Origin of the sequence: Specibacter sp. NPDC057265, assembly GCF_042668835.1 — a bacterium.
In the GTDB taxonomy this organism is placed as follows: Bacteria; Actinomycetota; Actinomycetes; order Actinomycetales; family Micrococcaceae; genus Specibacter.
Genome location: NZ_JBHUYE010000001.1, coordinates 279,249 through 292,714, shown reverse-complemented (window position 1 = coordinate 292,714; position 13,466 = coordinate 279,249). Strand labels below are relative to the sequence as shown.

Sequence of the window (13,466 nt, the reverse complement as noted above, 5' to 3'; positions counted from 1 at the left end):
AGACGCTTGAGGGCCGAAAGTAGCCGTCTGGCCCCTGTATCTTTGGGAACTTCCGGGATTGGCTGGAAGTACTGCCTATTGGGGGCAGGTGGACGAGGTTAGGAATACCCCATGAAAAAAGTTACGAAAGCGGCAATTGCCGCGGGAGCTGCCGGCGCACTGCTGCTGGGCGGAGCGGGCACCATGGCGCTGTGGAGTGCCAATGACACCATTGACGCCGGCACCGTAAGCACCGGTCATCTGACTATGGAAGCGGTTGGGGTAGGCATTTGGGCGGACGCCACGGAAGGGGCCGCCACCACAGTATTTACACCCGCCACCGACCACCTTGTTCCTGGCGACACTGTCACGTACAGCCAAACGGTGTCCATCGCCGCCGATGGCAAGAACCTCAAGGGCACGCTGGACGTCACCGGGCTGACGGGTGAGGACGCGCTTCCCGAAGACGTCACAGTGGACATCCAGGTGGACAGGAACGCTGCCGGCATTGTCGAAGACGAGAACAACGTCATCACCTTTGGTGAGGCAGCCACCTATGAGGTTCCGGTTGTTATCACCCTGAGCTTCGCCGAGGGTGCAACAGGCACCATGGATACGCCTCTGGACCTTGGTTCCATGACCTTGACGCTGACCCAAGTCGCCAATGCAGCGCCTGCGGTGTAACTGAGGCCTGGATGCCAGCGTGCCTAATCGCCTGAAACTTGCCCTGGCAGCGGCCGTGGTCTTGGTGTTCTTTGTGAGCGCGCAGGGCACGGCCGCTCTGTGGCGTGCCGAGGGAGAGCTTGCACCGGGCACCGTCACCACAGGCAGACTCTCACTGGCGGCGGGAAACGGTGTAAGCAGTGCGCAGGATTACGTCTTTACCGAGTTGCAGACATCCTCGTTGACCCCCGGCGGATTTGTGCAGGCACCGCTGACCATCAACAACACCGGCACGGTGGCGCTGCGCTACTCCCTGGCCGGCGCGAAATCTTCCACACCCGCACCAGGTGCTGCGGACACGGCACTGGGCAGCTCCGTGGTGCTGTCCATGCAGCACGTCCCGCAGCGGGCCGACTGCACCGCCAGCACGCCCAACAACGGAGCGCTGGTAAACCAAAGGAAACTGGACCAAGCCAGCTTCGCCCAAACCCGCGGCTTGGCGGCTGGAAGCAGTGAAACCCTGTGCGTGCGGGTGTCCTTGCCAGGTGCGGCACCCCAGACAGCCTCCGGCGGCACCCTGCTCCTGGTCCTGTCCTTTAGAGGTGAGCAAGCATGACAGCGGGATCCACTGCCATTGGCAGGCACACGCACCGGGATTCCGTGCCGCTGACGCGCCGGACGGCAAGGCGAGAGCGCGAAAGAACAGGAGTGCTGTGGTGGATTGCCCAGACCACCTCGTGGCTGGTGCTGCTGGTGGTACTGGCATTGACGGCCGTAATGATTGTGATCCCCAGCGCCGGCGGGGCCACGGCATACACGGTCCTGACCGGGTCCATGCGGCCGGGCCTGCCGCCGGGAACACTCGCGGTGATCCAGCCCGTTGATCCGGCGGATATCCGCACCGGTGATGTCATCACCTACCAGCTCAAGTCCGGAGAACCGACAGTGGTCACCCACCGGGTGGTGGGGGTAGGCGCCACCACCCATGGTGAGCAGCGGCTGACCCTGCGTGGGGATGCCAACAACATGAACGATCCAGTGATACTTCCTGAACAGGTCCGGGGCCGGCTCTGGTATTCCGTGCCATTGCTGGGCTTTGTGAATTCTGCCATTACCGGCCAGCAGCGCGCGCTGTTGCTGGGCCTGAGCGTGGCAGCGCTGCTGGGCTACGCCGCATTCATGTCCCTCAGTGCACTGCGTGACCATTTGGGACGGAGCAAGAACACATGATTACTTCCACCATCACTAACCCCCGGAAACCAGCCTTGATGGCTGCATTGGCCATAACAGCCTTGGCAGTCCTGGCCGCTCCCGCAGCACCCGCAGTGGCGCAAGGTGTGGACGAAGTGTCCCTTGCGTACAGCTCCAACGGTGTGGACTATTCCGCACACGTGCCGGATTTGTTCGCCCACGCACCCAAACTCGTGCCGGGGGAGAGCGTCGAGGAACAGCTGTGGGTGCGCAATGACCATGCCGTACCCGTGGACATCTCCCTGGCGGCACTGACCGGCGGACCGCAAGCGCTCCAGCCGGCGGAGGCGGCCCCCCAATCCTTTCTGACTCTGGACCCTGGTGCCGCCGGGACCTTGCCGGTACGGATGTGGTTGCCCGTGGACTCGGACAATGACAGCCAAGCGCAGACATGGCCGCTGCAATTGAGGGTGAACGTCAGCGAGGCTGTCCCGGGAGCCGGTGGCCGGCAGGACAACGGCGGCACGGGTACGCTGGCGAATACCGGGGCCAGGCCATGGATTTGGCCGCTGGGGACTGCACTGCTTCTGGGGGGACTGGGGGCGTGGTTCGGCTCCCGAAGCCGGCCGGGGACAAGGGGACAATCGAAGGGCGGGACCATGCGGGAGGCACAATTATGAGCAACCGAGCGCAATCACGCCGGGCCATGCAAATCAAGGCGCTGCTGTCCATGGGAATGCTGGTGGGACTGGGAGCCGTCTCCACCCTGGCCGCCTGGACGGGAACGGCCACCGCCACATCGGCGCCCATCACCGCAGCGAAGGTCTCCCTGGGGGTGGGGGCCACCGCCGACAATGCCAGCAGCTACACGGTTCCCATCAACGGCAGCAACTGGTACCCGGGAATGAGTCAGGCTCTGCCAGTGGTGGTGAAAAACACCAGCACCCTGGCGCTGCCCTATTCCATTACCGGATCAGTGACCGAAAATGCCGGAGGCGGCCTGGGCCAAGCCCTGCACGTGGTGGTCACGGCCGGGACCGTGACAGGGACGGCCCCGAACGTGAGCTGCACCGGCACGCCCCTGGTGTCCAAAGCCGCCCTGGCCTCATTCCCCGCACCCGTGGTGCGCCCCTCATCCCTGGCCCCGGAAGCCTCGGAAACGCTCTGTGTGCAGTACTCACTGCCGGCCACGGCAAACACCGCCCTGCAGGGCAACTCCACCACCGTGAAACTCACCTTCACGGCAACGGTCGGATCCTGACATGCCTCAGGTGTACCGTCCCTTTAAAAGCAGCTCCGCCGTCGGCAGATGGCAGCGGTGGGCACTGAACCTCAGCGCCGCGGCAGGCTCCGTATGCCTGCTTCTCGCAGCGGCAACCCTGATGATGGGGCTCAAACCCTTGGTGTTTGCCTCCGGCTCCATGGCACCGGCAATTCCCACTGGTTCGCTGGCTTTGGCTGTTCCCATGCCGGCGGTGGAGGTGCAGGCCGGAGAGGTGGTCTCGGTGATCAACTCCGAAGGGGCCCGGGTGACTTACCGGGTGGAATCCTATGCCGCGGAGACCGGGCTGGTCCTCAAGGGCGATGCGAATCCGGTGGCCGATCTGCAGCCGTATGCAGTGGACTCCGTGGACAGGGTGCTGTTCAGCGTTCCCGTGCTGGGCTTTGTGGTGGCATGGTTCAGCCAACCGTGGCTGTTCTTTGTGGCCGGAATGCTGTGCGCCATGTTTATATACCTGGCATTTATTCGCAAACAGGGTGATCCTCCCGCAAGCGGGGAGTCAGGGCCTGGTGCTCCGGCCCTCATGGCCAGGGGCATCGGGCAGGGCACCGTGCGTGGCGCATCCTCCGGCCGCCGGGCTGCGCCACGGCGCCCGCGGCGCCCGCGGGGCCGCGGGGCGGCAAGGGCCACGTCCGCAGCTGCTGTAGTGACATCAGTGGCCCTGTTTGGGGGCCTGGGAATGAGCACCCAGGTGGCCTCCACGGAGGCGGCATTCATCGGGACGGCTGCGGCCAATGCAGCCGCACGGGCCGTGACCGCGGCCCCGCCGCAGCAGGTGACCTGCACCAACCATGTTGGGAACGCCCATACCATTCGCTTTGATTGGGCCGCGGCACCGCCAGGGGTCACCGGCTACATAGTGACTGCACATCAGAACGGCTCTTTGACAGCCCCCAAATCCACCACTTTGCCGGCGGACGCGCGCAGCTATGTTGCTTCCCTTGATTCAGGCCTGCTGGGAACCATCCTGGACATCTTGAACCCTGACCCGAAGATCACCATCACCATTTCAGCCATGTACGGGAGTTGGAAATCGGCTCCCGTCAGCTTCCCGTCGGTGCATGCCACCTCGGGCATTCTGGGCATCAACAAGAAACTGACGTGCACCTCCTGAGCTGTCGGACTGGGTGTATGGCCGGTTGCCGCCGTCGAACCCTGCCGGGGTGGAACCGGCTGGCACGTACCAGGCCCACGCCTTGAACCGCCAGCGGTGCCACCGCTGCGGTGCGGACAGCCGATGCATGGCCGGTGTTCGGCTTTCCTGGTACGGCTAGCGGCGGGAGCGGGCCACATAGATGACGTCCAGGGCCGTGATGGTGCCCAGTATCAAGGCCCAGTAGGGGAAGCCTACGGCGTCCACCGGGGTTTCCGTCTGCTCCGGTGAAGGTGCAACCCGTTCCGCAGTGACCAGAATGCGATGGGAGTTGATGCCCACCGGGGTGCATGTCACCAGGGTCAGCAGATCGCTGCCGCTCTGGGAATGCAGGGATTCGGTCTCACTGGGGAGCACCACGGCTGAATTGATCACCCGGTACACGGCCAGCTCTCCCAGGGCATTGATTTCAATGGGGTCGCCGGGTTTCAAATCATCCAGATTGTCGAACAACGTGGCCTGGGGGAGTCCGCGGTGCCCGGTGAGCACCGTGTGCGTGCCATTCCCTCCCACCGGCAAGGCCGTCCCCTGCAGATGGCCCACCCCGTGCAACAGCACGTCCGATCCGGTGCCGTGGTAAATGGGCAAATTGGCGTTCAGTGACGGGATGATCAGGCGGGCCATCAAACCATCGCCCGCTGGATCCATCAGGGACCAGTACGGGTCGCTGGACTTTACGGTTGTCCCTTCAATGGCCGCGAAGGGATCCACAATGTAATTGCCGTCAGCCAAGGAGTCGTTGTATTGGTGGGCCTCGGCCAGCGACGCGGCCCGGGCTTCGGCCCCCAGATCCTGCACGCTGTCAACATAGTGCTGGGACTCCCGGTGCTGTTCCACCGCCGCATACCAACTGGCTGCAGGTGGGTACAGCATCACGCATGTTCCCACCAGGACCAGCAGGGCCGTCAACCAGGTGAAGGGCATGACGCGACGCCGCGGGGCCATGTGGGCTCCGCGGCGTCGCGTGGTGGAGATGATGGAATGGCGCATGGGAGGGTTGGCGTTATGCCTTTGCCGTGCGGCGCTTGCGGGCCACGGCAATGGAGCCGCCAGCCACAATCAACAACAGGCCAATGCCGCTGAAAAGGGTGGTTCCGGTGCTACCGGTCAAGGGCAGCTGGAAAGCGGGCACCTGGGTGTTGGCAATGGAGTAGGCTGCAGCATTTTCAACCGTGCCCTGGGTGACAGTGACCGTCTTGGGGGTGCTGTCGAGTTTGTAACCGACAGGAGCCTTGGTTTCCACCAGTTCATAGTTGCCGGCCTTCAAACCGGTGACAGTGAAAGTTCCATCGGCGGCAGTGGTGAAGGTGACGTCTGCGGCAGCGCCTGTGACGTCGTGGAGTTCCCCGCCAATGCGCTTGCCTTGCCCATCAAGGGCGAACAACTGGAATTCTGCACCGCTGAGCACTTTGGTGACATCGCCCTTGGCGTGCTTGGTGACCTTCAAAGCGCCCCAGGACGTGGTGACAACGTTGGAGTCGAAACGGTTGGTGTTGCCATTGATGAAGACCTGGCCCTTGTTGGTGATCTGGCCGTCGCCCAAGGCATTGATGGTGGTGTTGACCGTGACGGTGACTGCCGCCCCTGCCTTGCCCTGCAATTTGGCCAAGCCGGCGGGGGTGAACTCCACCAGGACTTCCTGACCCTTGACCACAATGGTGTAGTCGACGCCCTTGACAAGATCAACGCCAGCAACAGTGACGTCAGCAGAGACGTAGCTCAGACGCGGGTCCAAGGTGTCGGCCATGCCAAACGAGGTCAAGGCAGTGCCGGCCGGCAAGGAGGGAACCTGGCTGGTGAATGTGGATTTCACCGGATCGCCAATGACGTGGGCGGCGGAGTCGTCGATGACCTGATTAAGTGAGGTCACAGTGTTCTTGGGGTAGGTGTGGACGTCATAAACCCAGTCGTTGTTGAGCGCCAGGGGCATGGTGACCAGGAACGGCTGACCCTTGAAAGCGATCTTGTTGCTGCCAATGTCCGTTTCAGTCAGCAGATACAGGCCCAGGGAAAGGTTCTCAAATTTGGCGACGCCCGCGTCGTCGGTGGTCAGGGCCTTCGGCGTTCCCGTGAGATTGGCCTGAGCCTGGGCAACCGTGTAACTTTCCAGATTTTGCCAGTTGGTGGTGACGCTCAGGTCAATGTTGACCTTCTGGGCTGTGAAGGTCACACCGGAAATGGCTGTCAACCCTGTGGTATCCACTGCGGTGCCGTTGTTCGCCAAACCCGTGGCGGTGGTGGGTTCCTGGTACTTGTGCACCGTGATGGAGCCGGTCCTGCTGGGTTCAAGGTTGGGAGCCGCGGATGCGGGGGCCACTGCACCAAGGCTCAGTGCTGTGCCGGCGACCAGTGCGCCAAGGGTGATGGAGAGCCGGCGCAGGCGGCTGGTCCGGGGGAGGGGCGGTTGAGAGACCATGGTGATTCACTTTCTTTATTTTTTTGATCTTGTTTGTTGTCATGCGGCGGCATGGGCCGCCGTGGGAGGAAAAGTTTTAGGGGGTGTCGGGGTGGTTGTTCCGGCGCTTGAGCAAGGCTCCGAGGCCCGCGGCCACGAGGACCCCACCCACCAGAAGGTAGGGCAGTGCTCCGCGTCCGCCGGTGGCTGGAAGTTGAAAACGCACGGCGTCACGGTTCACGAAACGGTAGACCTGGTGCTGCCCTGCAGGCACTGACACCGGTGCCGCCGCATCCACGTCCGTCCAGTTGGAGGCCACGTTCAACGCTGCTGCGTTGCCGGGATCGGCTCCGGTGAAACGCTGCAACTTCACTTGCACATAACCGCCAACACTGCCGGCCTCGGAGAGGCGGTAGTTGTGGCCGGGCCGCACCTGGATGGCCGAGGCAGCCGAGAGCTGGTTGGCGCCTGCAACGGTGGCCGAAACCAAGCCCGTGACACCGCTGCTGGGTGCGGCGGTGAGGTTCCAGTTCGCCGGTCCGGCAGTTCCTGTTCCATTGCGGTTTTCCACGAACTTGAGCACCGACAGTGTTGCTGTCCGGTTCACTGCCGTACAGCTGGTGTGGGAGCCCAGGGTGGGTGTGAAGGTTCCGTTGGCGCCCGTCCGGGCGGGGAAGGAAGCTGTGAGCGCTTTGCCGGTGATGTCAGTGGCGACGCAGTTCCAGGAACCGCTGGCACGGGGAGCGGCAGTACGTTCGGCATAAGTGCGCTCGTCATTTTGAAGATAGCGAGGATCGCCGCCGGACTCGGCCAATTGCAGTACCGTGCCGGCAGCCACATTCTGCTTCACCCCTGTGGTGCCGGTGACTACAGCGGAGCCCGTGGCGGGGTAGGCGCTCAACGTCCACGCGGTGGCCGGTGTGGTGCCGCCCTCCACCACCTTGACCAATGTCAATTGCGCCTGACAGGTGACCGTATTGGTGATTTGTGCAGTATTGACACCTGATTTAAGGGTTTGTTCGTAGCTCAGTGCCAAATCAGCGGCTGTGCCGTTGACATTGGTGATGCGCTGGCTGGCAATTGTGCAACCGGGCATGGCCTCGGCTATGGAGACCGTTTGGCTGAACCCAACCTTGTTTCCCGCCACATTGCCTGCCGGCTGGATGCCTGGCTGAACCAATTGCGCCGTAATACCTGGTGGCTGTGCACCATTTGCATAGGACACGTTGTTTACGGTCCACACGGTGGTGACCAGCAAAGAGGCGGCTTTGGGGGCATTTCCAAAGACACAGACGATGGTGGGCGCGCCCTTGGCATCAAGGGCAGGGACTGTAGAACTGCCCCGGGCGCCACTGGTATTGGCCACCAGCACCGAACTGGCACCGCCTGGGTAGGAAACAGTGCAGCTGTAGCTGCTGTCATATTCACTCAGGGGAGAGGCGGAACCGGTTGCCACTGTCTCTTGAAAAGTGAAGGCAGTACCGGGTGCAACGGCCTTGGGGCCGATTTTGGCTGCCTGCAGACCTGTTGCCGCACCCGCTGTGGTTGCGGTGTCGGTGGTTTGCCCGGCGGTGGCCAGTGAGAGGGTGAATTGGTCGGTGGCGGAAACCCTTGAGCTCACGTTCTTTTGAATGCTCACCGTGGGAACGCTCAGACGCAGTGGATGGTCTTCAACTTCACCAGTGGTGCTGATGCCGGTGGGCAGGGCTATCTGGGAAGCCAGTTCAGCAATGCGCAGCCGAAGCACCGATTGAACGCCGGCGGGGGTGTTGGAGACATTGGCAGGAACTGTCCAGGACAGGTTCACTGAGGTGCCGGTGCATTGGGCCTGGGTTGAGCGTTCCCCGGCATCAAAGACTGTGTTGTTGTTCCAATCGATCCAGCCGGCCAGGTAGCCTGGCCCCGTGCAGGCCACATTGGCCACGGAGTACGTCTGTCCGGGATAAGCAGTGACAGTGCCCAGGGCGGCAATGGCGTCCTCGTCATCGATGGGGGCGGCGTCATCGGCGTCGGCCCCGGCACTGGGCTGGTAGCCGGGTTCGGCGTCGATGAGTTTCCCCAGCATGGTTTTTGGCTGCCCAAGAGTGCTCAGGCCAATGGTGGGCGTGGTTCCCGGGAAGACGTAGCTGGTTCCTGCCGGGATGGCTGAGCCGATCCACTCCGGCTGGAACAATGCTCCCGCCGAGCCGTACGTGGCCGGGGCATCACCAAAGTCGGAGTCCAGGACAACGCCCAACGCCACCGCAGTTGCGCCGCCGCCTTTGATGGTCACGCTGGCACCAGTTGCCGCCTCCATGTAGGCAATGGCCGTGGGGCCGCCGTTGGCGCACTCAGCGCTCGTGGGCTGGAGCATGAGATTATGGTCGGTGGCCAGGGTCGCCTTGATGTTGGTTGTGCAATCGGTGCCACGGAAACGCTCAATAAGCCGCCATTGGGGGGTTGTTCCATCGGGGCGTGCGGAGATGTATTCATTGCTCCCGCTGGTTTCAGCATCAGCCATGACCAAGCCGCTGACTTTGACAGGGACCTGATCCAATTCGGCCTTGCAGGAGACGTGAAAGCTGGCGGTTTGCCCGTCAATGTTGTTGCCAAGGCCGGAAACAAGTTGGTTGTTGCTTCCAGTACCGCCGACGTTGTAGAGGTCGTCCAGGGCGTCACGAAAATAGCTTCCGGACCTGTAGGCCCGCAGGGGGTTGACCAGGGTGTCGAGGGTGCAGGTGGTGACCAGTCTTTGGCCGCCAATGATCCGAACCGTTTCGGAACGGGCCCCTGCGGACAGGACGGTTCCATGGCTGCCCCATTGCATCCAGTCAATGCTGCCTTTGTAGCTTCCCGCGCCGTTCGTTGCGTAGGCCGCCTGGGCGCTGCCGGCGGCGCCCAGGTTCAGGGCGGGGAGCAAGGCGGCAATGATTGCCATGAGAAGCAGCGCATGGAGCGGCGTCCTGGCAGCTGGGCGCTGCGAGGTTCTCTGAGATGTCTGTTGACTCTCAAACATGGGGGATCGGTCCTTGGAAACTAGCGGGAAAGTTTGGGTCCTGCCGGGATTTCCTCCCAGACCAGGGCCCCATACGTGACGGGTGGCGGTGCGGTTGCTGCGTGGACTTTTTTAGGTCCCAACACCGAACGTCCTCAAGGTTAGGGCAGTGTCCCTAAGGAAAACTCAGGGGACTGATGTGGTCATTTATGAGATTTTGAGCAGTCCTTGAGCTTTTCCACGATTGGATCAGTTTTGTGGGTGGATTTCCCTGCTTTGAGCACTTTGACGCAGAACCGGGCCATGGGGAAGCGTATTTTGCTGCCGGAAGTGCAGATTTGTTGAGCAAAAATAGAGCGATGATTTGGCAAAAAAATGATGCCGGCTGCTGTGCTGGCCAGCTGGCAGCACTTGCCTGTCCGTTTGCGGTGCCGCCCGGTGGGCCGAGCAGCGAAACTGCTGGCGTTGGCACGTGGGGGCAATGACCGGATCAACCTGAGGGGACGGAGCAATACCCCGGGCCCCCAAAGCAGTTTTCCCTCACGGGCTTATGCCTGGCCGTCGTGGGGCGTTGGCAGGATGATTGCTTCATGGGATGCATGCAGTGATTCGTTCTTCACCCCTCCCGATGACACTCAAGCTGAAGAGATGCTCTGCGCAATGGAAGTTCTTGTTGCCGAGCACCCGGACCAGGCCGTTCCCCTCCACACGGCAGCCCCTGACCACGGCCTTGAGGGGCCCAGGCCCCCACGGATCATCCAGCCTGCCAATTCCCTGCCTAACATCGTGGAGCGGACAGAAACAGTGGAACTTCTGGATGGCCACCTGAATGATGGCCTGAGAGGCAATGCTGCGCAGGGCTTCCTCGCCTTGGCACTTTAGGGACTGCGGCCGCAACGACGAGGCCTTGCGCGTCGCACTCAAAGCGCTCGCATCCACTTTGCCGCTCTACGGGCGCGCTGCATCCGCCTACTCCGTTGAACTTTTGCAGCACCGGGCACCGGGCACCGGCCGCCGATGCCCGGTGGAGGTTCCTGGACGAATGGCTCAACCATCCCGGGCCCATTAGCTGCCAACCATGGGTTCCGCTTTTGCTGATATGCACTCCGGCTCCTGCAGCTGCCGTGGAGTTGAAGACCGCACGAGGGCCTGTCTTCCCGAGGGCTGGACAGGTCCTCTACCCAGCCGGCAAGTGGGTGATGGCTACGGGGCGGGCCGGGGGATGAGTTGGAGGATTGCCGTTGCGGCCACAACAATGGGCCGTCCGTAACTAAAAGGCTGCAACTGGGGTTGCCGCTCTCCTTGGGCAATGTTCGCCAAGGACCTTTGACGGCAGATGTTCCCAATCAAGGTGAAGGGCCCCGCGTGGGGTTCAGGATCCCGTCCCGTGGGTGGCGGGGCCTTGAATAAATGCCCGAGTGCAGGACCCTTCCGTCAAGGGTGCAATGGCATCAACGTGTGAGGCGGGAACCTTTAGATAGTGAAGTTTTCGGTGACTCCACCCGTCCGGGAGGTTCCCGCAACCGTTAATCTGCAGGCGCCGCCAGCCTGTTGGCCAGGCACCAACAGCGGCCGTGGACATTCCACCCTTGCTGATTCCCGAAGGATGCACTGAAGTGGGTGTAGTGCTCGATTCCCGGCTGGGCCAACATGCGGTGCGGGCCTGGCTGCAGGCGGCCCGTGAAGGGAACATCCCGCTGGGGATTACCCTCTCCAGTTCTCCCCCGTGGGGCAGGTCAGGAAGTCGCGGCTGCAAGACCTGCAACCGCAGCGGCGGATCAACGGTTTGGACCGCCGGCGGTGAACTGCCCATATTTTCAAGCTGCGTTGACGTAGCAAGCCTTGAGTTGGCGGGTGGTTTGGTTGCCGCAGCGCTGCAAGGTTGCCAATTTCGTGGCTGCCTGGGCGTAGGCCTCATATTCCAGAAGGGCAATGATGTCAGTGGCCATGGCGCCCAGGCGGGCACCACCCACCATCATGCTGGAGCTGCGCAGGCTCAGGGCAGCATCCATGGCGTCTTCCTGGTGTGCAGTTGTAATGGCCTCATGGATGCGCTCAAAGCGGCCGGGCCACATGTCAATGAAACGGGAAACAAAGTTACGGCACAGCCCCAATTCCCCGTTAAGGGACTCTTCCAACACCTGCAGAGTCTCTGAGGACACCAGCGGCACTTTGGTAATGCTCAAAAAGTTAACACCTGCTTCCGCGTCGATCCGGTATCCCAGAAGTTTCCGTGACAGGGTTTAACAATATGGCTTGTATTGGGCGGGATTGGCGGGTTTTTTTGGGGTCCTGCGGCTAACTAGATGCAAACTTGAGCTAGCTCTTTGACCCAGGCCACTGGATTGCCCCTTTGGATCAAGCGGCGGCCATGGAGGCGCAAATAGGCTGTCCAAACGGACAGTTTCCCAAGCTGGCTGCGGGCATTCTTGAGGAAACCTTGAGCTTGAAGAAAGTCCAAAGTTTCTTGAGTTGATCTTCGCGGAACCTTCCTGAAAACCCGTGCTGTTTCTTGAGTTGGACGCGGCATTGTTATACCCATCAGCAGGAACACCTACTGAGAAGAACATGTAACAAGGGGTCTCACAATGAACAAGATGGTCAAAGGCGCAATTGCAACCGGTGTTGGCGTAGTACTGCTGGTAGGTGGCGGCGGAACGCTGGCAACCTGGAATGCAGCTGACAATGCATCCATGGGCAAGGTTGTTGCCGGTGATTTGAACCTGGATGCCGGTGCCGGCGTGTGGACGAACGCCTCCGGCACCGTGGTCAACGTTTCAACCTACAAGGTTGTCCCCGGTGACACCCTGACCTACAAGCAGCCCCTCACCGTGACCTTGACCGGTGACCTGATGGTTGCCAAGCTTGCAGTCACCGGTGCCGGCGCCGACAAGGGCTTCGATGCCAACGCCGTGGACTCCACGACGACCCTGACCAACGCTGCGGGCGCTGTGGTTTCCAAGGACAAGGGATTGACTGCTGCCGACTCCGGCACCGTCACCGCCACCACCACATTCTCCTTCAAGGAAGGCACCACGGGCCGCAACTCCGTCGGCGCCGAGTATGATTTCAGTTCAGTTGGCTACACGCTCATCCAGCAGGCACCCGCCGGCAGCAACGCCCTTCCGGTGGCCACGACTCCCGCCAAGTAATACCGTACTAATGTAGACCCCCGTGATGTGCCGGGCTTGCCCGGCACATCACACCCCCTCCTGACGGAAGCAGCCATGAAAAGCACTCGGGCATTGAAGGCCACCGGCCTTGTGCTGATTGCAGTGGTGCTGGGCCTGCTCGCTGTCCAGGGAAGCTACGCCGTCTGGAACAAATCTGTCGGTGCCAATGCGGGAACCGTGCAATCCGCGGATTTCCGGGTCAGCCTCACAGACATTGGCTCCCAGCGCGACACCAACATGACCTTGACGGATGGAACCGCCGCGACACTGTCGCTGAGCACCTCGCCCATTGGAAACGTCATACCGGGACAAAGCACCTATGCGGGTGTGCAACTGGGTAATAAAACCGATGCCGGTGGAGACTTCACAGTCCTGGCCACCACTGCCGCCCCCATCATCACCAACGGTGCCGGCTCGCAATTGGCGCAGTACCTCGAACTTAAGGTGGTTGCAGCGCAGACGTTGGCGCAATGCAATGCCGCAACATTCAATGCCAGCCCGGCCAGCTCCGGAACCGCAGAGATCAACATTCCCAAGGCCGGCACAGGTGCGTTTTGCTTCCAGGTCACCCTGGCTGCCAACATGCCGGCCGCTCTGAGCGGACAAACCGCCACCGTCGCCGTCCCCGTCACAGTCACCCAGATCTAAGAAGGAAC

The 13,466-nt window shown here is 61.8% G+C and carries 14 protein-coding genes; 10 read left to right on the top strand and 4 right to left on the bottom strand.

Going from position 1 to position 13,466, the window contains the following annotated elements; all coding sequences use genetic code 11:
• Nucleotides 1-111 precede the first annotated feature (111 nt).
• From ACFUCV_RS01240 to ACFUCV_RS01215, 6 genes are read left to right on the top strand one after another with little or no spacing between them, the layout of a single operon-like run.
• Nucleotides 112-663: an alternate-type signal peptide domain-containing protein gene (locus tag ACFUCV_RS01240; protein ID WP_380811147.1), complete on the top strand. Its 552-nt coding sequence runs from the start codon at nt 112-114 to the stop codon at nt 661-663.
• Between the two features lie 19 nt (nt 664-682).
• Nucleotides 683-1,258, top strand: coding sequence for a hypothetical protein (locus ACFUCV_RS01235; protein ID WP_380811145.1), 576 nt, complete (start codon nt 683-685; stop codon nt 1,256-1,258).
• A complete protein-coding gene (locus tag ACFUCV_RS01230) occupies nt 1,255-1,872 on the top strand; it encodes a signal peptidase I (RefSeq protein WP_380811143.1) in 618 nt (205 codons plus the stop codon). Before ACFUCV_RS01235 ends, ACFUCV_RS01230 begins: the two co-directional genes overlap by 4 nt.
• Complete coding sequence (locus ACFUCV_RS01225) at nt 1,869-2,513, top strand: hypothetical protein (protein ID WP_380811141.1); 645 nt, start codon at nt 1,869-1,871, stop codon at nt 2,511-2,513. Before ACFUCV_RS01230 ends, ACFUCV_RS01225 begins: the two co-directional genes overlap by 4 nt.
• Nucleotides 2,510-3,094, top strand: coding sequence for a SipW-dependent-type signal peptide-containing protein (locus tag ACFUCV_RS01220; protein WP_380811139.1), 585 nt, complete (start codon nt 2,510-2,512; stop codon nt 3,092-3,094). Before ACFUCV_RS01225 ends, ACFUCV_RS01220 begins: the two co-directional genes overlap by 4 nt.
• A 1-nt stretch (nt 3,095) precedes the next feature.
• Complete coding sequence (locus ACFUCV_RS01215) at nt 3,096-4,229, top strand: hypothetical protein (RefSeq protein ID WP_380811137.1); 1,134 nt, start codon at nt 3,096-3,098, stop codon at nt 4,227-4,229.
• Between the two features lie 156 nt (nt 4,230-4,385).
• Here the strand turns inward: ACFUCV_RS01215 and ACFUCV_RS01210 are convergent, their stop codons facing one another.
• From ACFUCV_RS01210 to ACFUCV_RS01200, 3 genes are all read right to left on the bottom strand, one after another.
• Nucleotides 4,386-5,258, bottom strand: coding sequence for a class C sortase (locus ACFUCV_RS01210; protein ID WP_380811135.1), 873 nt, complete (start codon nt 5,256-5,258; stop codon nt 4,386-4,388).
• A 13-nt stretch (nt 5,259-5,271) separates the two neighbouring features.
• Entirely contained in the window at nt 5,272-6,684 is a 1,413-nt protein-coding gene (locus tag ACFUCV_RS01205) for a SpaH/EbpB family LPXTG-anchored major pilin (protein ID WP_380811133.1), read from the bottom strand.
• A 76-nt stretch (nt 6,685-6,760) separates the two neighbouring features.
• On the bottom strand, nt 6,761-9,580 hold the full coding sequence (locus ACFUCV_RS01200) for a CshA/CshB family fibrillar adhesin-related protein (RefSeq protein ID WP_380811131.1): 2,820 nt from the start codon (nt 9,578-9,580) through the stop codon (nt 6,761-6,763).
• Between the two features lie 432 nt (nt 9,581-10,012).
• Here ACFUCV_RS01200 and ACFUCV_RS01195 point away from each other — a divergent pair, with 432 nt between their 5' ends.
• Entirely contained in the window at nt 10,013-10,519 is a 507-nt protein-coding gene (locus ACFUCV_RS01195) for a tetratricopeptide repeat protein (protein WP_380811129.1), read from the top strand.
• On the top strand, nt 10,485-10,706 hold the full coding sequence (locus ACFUCV_RS01190; RefSeq protein ID WP_380811127.1) for a tetratricopeptide repeat protein: 222 nt from the start codon (nt 10,485-10,487) through the stop codon (nt 10,704-10,706). Before ACFUCV_RS01195 ends, ACFUCV_RS01190 begins: the two co-directional genes overlap by 35 nt.
• Nucleotides 10,707-11,454: 748 nt before the next feature.
• Here ACFUCV_RS01190 and ACFUCV_RS01185 read toward each other — a convergent pair.
• Nucleotides 11,455-11,823, bottom strand: coding sequence for a hypothetical protein (locus tag ACFUCV_RS01185; protein ID WP_380811125.1), 369 nt, complete (start codon nt 11,821-11,823; stop codon nt 11,455-11,457).
• Nucleotides 11,824-12,225: 402 nt separating this feature from the next.
• On the opposite strand from ACFUCV_RS01185, the gene ACFUCV_RS01180 reads away from it, so the two are divergent.
• Nucleotides 12,226-12,789 carry an alternate-type signal peptide domain-containing protein gene (locus ACFUCV_RS01180; protein WP_380811123.1) on the top strand — a complete coding sequence of 188 codons (564 nt, stop codon included), beginning with the start codon at nt 12,226-12,228 and terminating at the stop codon, nt 12,787-12,789.
• A gap of 75 nt (nt 12,790-12,864) precedes the next feature.
• Nucleotides 12,865-13,458 (top strand): hypothetical protein, encoded by a 594-nt coding sequence (locus tag ACFUCV_RS01175; protein WP_380811121.1) that lies wholly within the window; start codon nt 12,865-12,867, stop codon nt 13,456-13,458.
• Nucleotides 13,459-13,466: the final 8 nt, after the last annotated feature.

Bases quoted from the DNA above. Each gene is read 5' to 3' on its own strand.
- ACFUCV_RS01205 (WP_380811133.1), bottom strand. From the start codon at position 6,684: ATGGTCTCTCAACCGCCCCTCCCCCGGACCAGCCGCCTGCGCCGGCTC.
- ACFUCV_RS01190 (WP_380811127.1), top strand. From the start codon at position 10,485: ATGCTGCGCAGGGCTTCCTCGCCTTGGCACTTTAGGGACTGCGGCCGC.
- ACFUCV_RS01200 (WP_380811131.1), bottom strand. From the start codon at position 9,580: ATGGCAATCATTGCCGCCTTGCTCCCCGCCCTGAACCTGGGCGCCGCC.
- ACFUCV_RS01225 (WP_380811141.1), top strand. From the start codon at position 1,869: ATGATTACTTCCACCATCACTAACCCCCGGAAACCAGCCTTGATGGCT.
- ACFUCV_RS01230 (WP_380811143.1), top strand. From the start codon at position 1,255: ATGACAGCGGGATCCACTGCCATTGGCAGGCACACGCACCGGGATTCC.
- ACFUCV_RS01180 (WP_380811123.1), top strand. From the start codon at position 12,226: ATGAACAAGATGGTCAAAGGCGCAATTGCAACCGGTGTTGGCGTAGTA.
- ACFUCV_RS01220 (WP_380811139.1), top strand. From the start codon at position 2,510: ATGAGCAACCGAGCGCAATCACGCCGGGCCATGCAAATCAAGGCGCTG.
- ACFUCV_RS01210 (WP_380811135.1), bottom strand. From the start codon at position 5,258: ATGCGCCATTCCATCATCTCCACCACGCGACGCCGCGGAGCCCACATG.
- ACFUCV_RS01240 (WP_380811147.1), top strand. From the start codon at position 112: ATGAAAAAAGTTACGAAAGCGGCAATTGCCGCGGGAGCTGCCGGCGCA.
- ACFUCV_RS01195 (WP_380811129.1), top strand. From the start codon at position 10,013: ATGATGCCGGCTGCTGTGCTGGCCAGCTGGCAGCACTTGCCTGTCCGT.
- ACFUCV_RS01215 (WP_380811137.1), top strand. From the start codon at position 3,096: ATGCCTCAGGTGTACCGTCCCTTTAAAAGCAGCTCCGCCGTCGGCAGA.
- ACFUCV_RS01175 (WP_380811121.1), top strand. From the start codon at position 12,865: ATGAAAAGCACTCGGGCATTGAAGGCCACCGGCCTTGTGCTGATTGCA.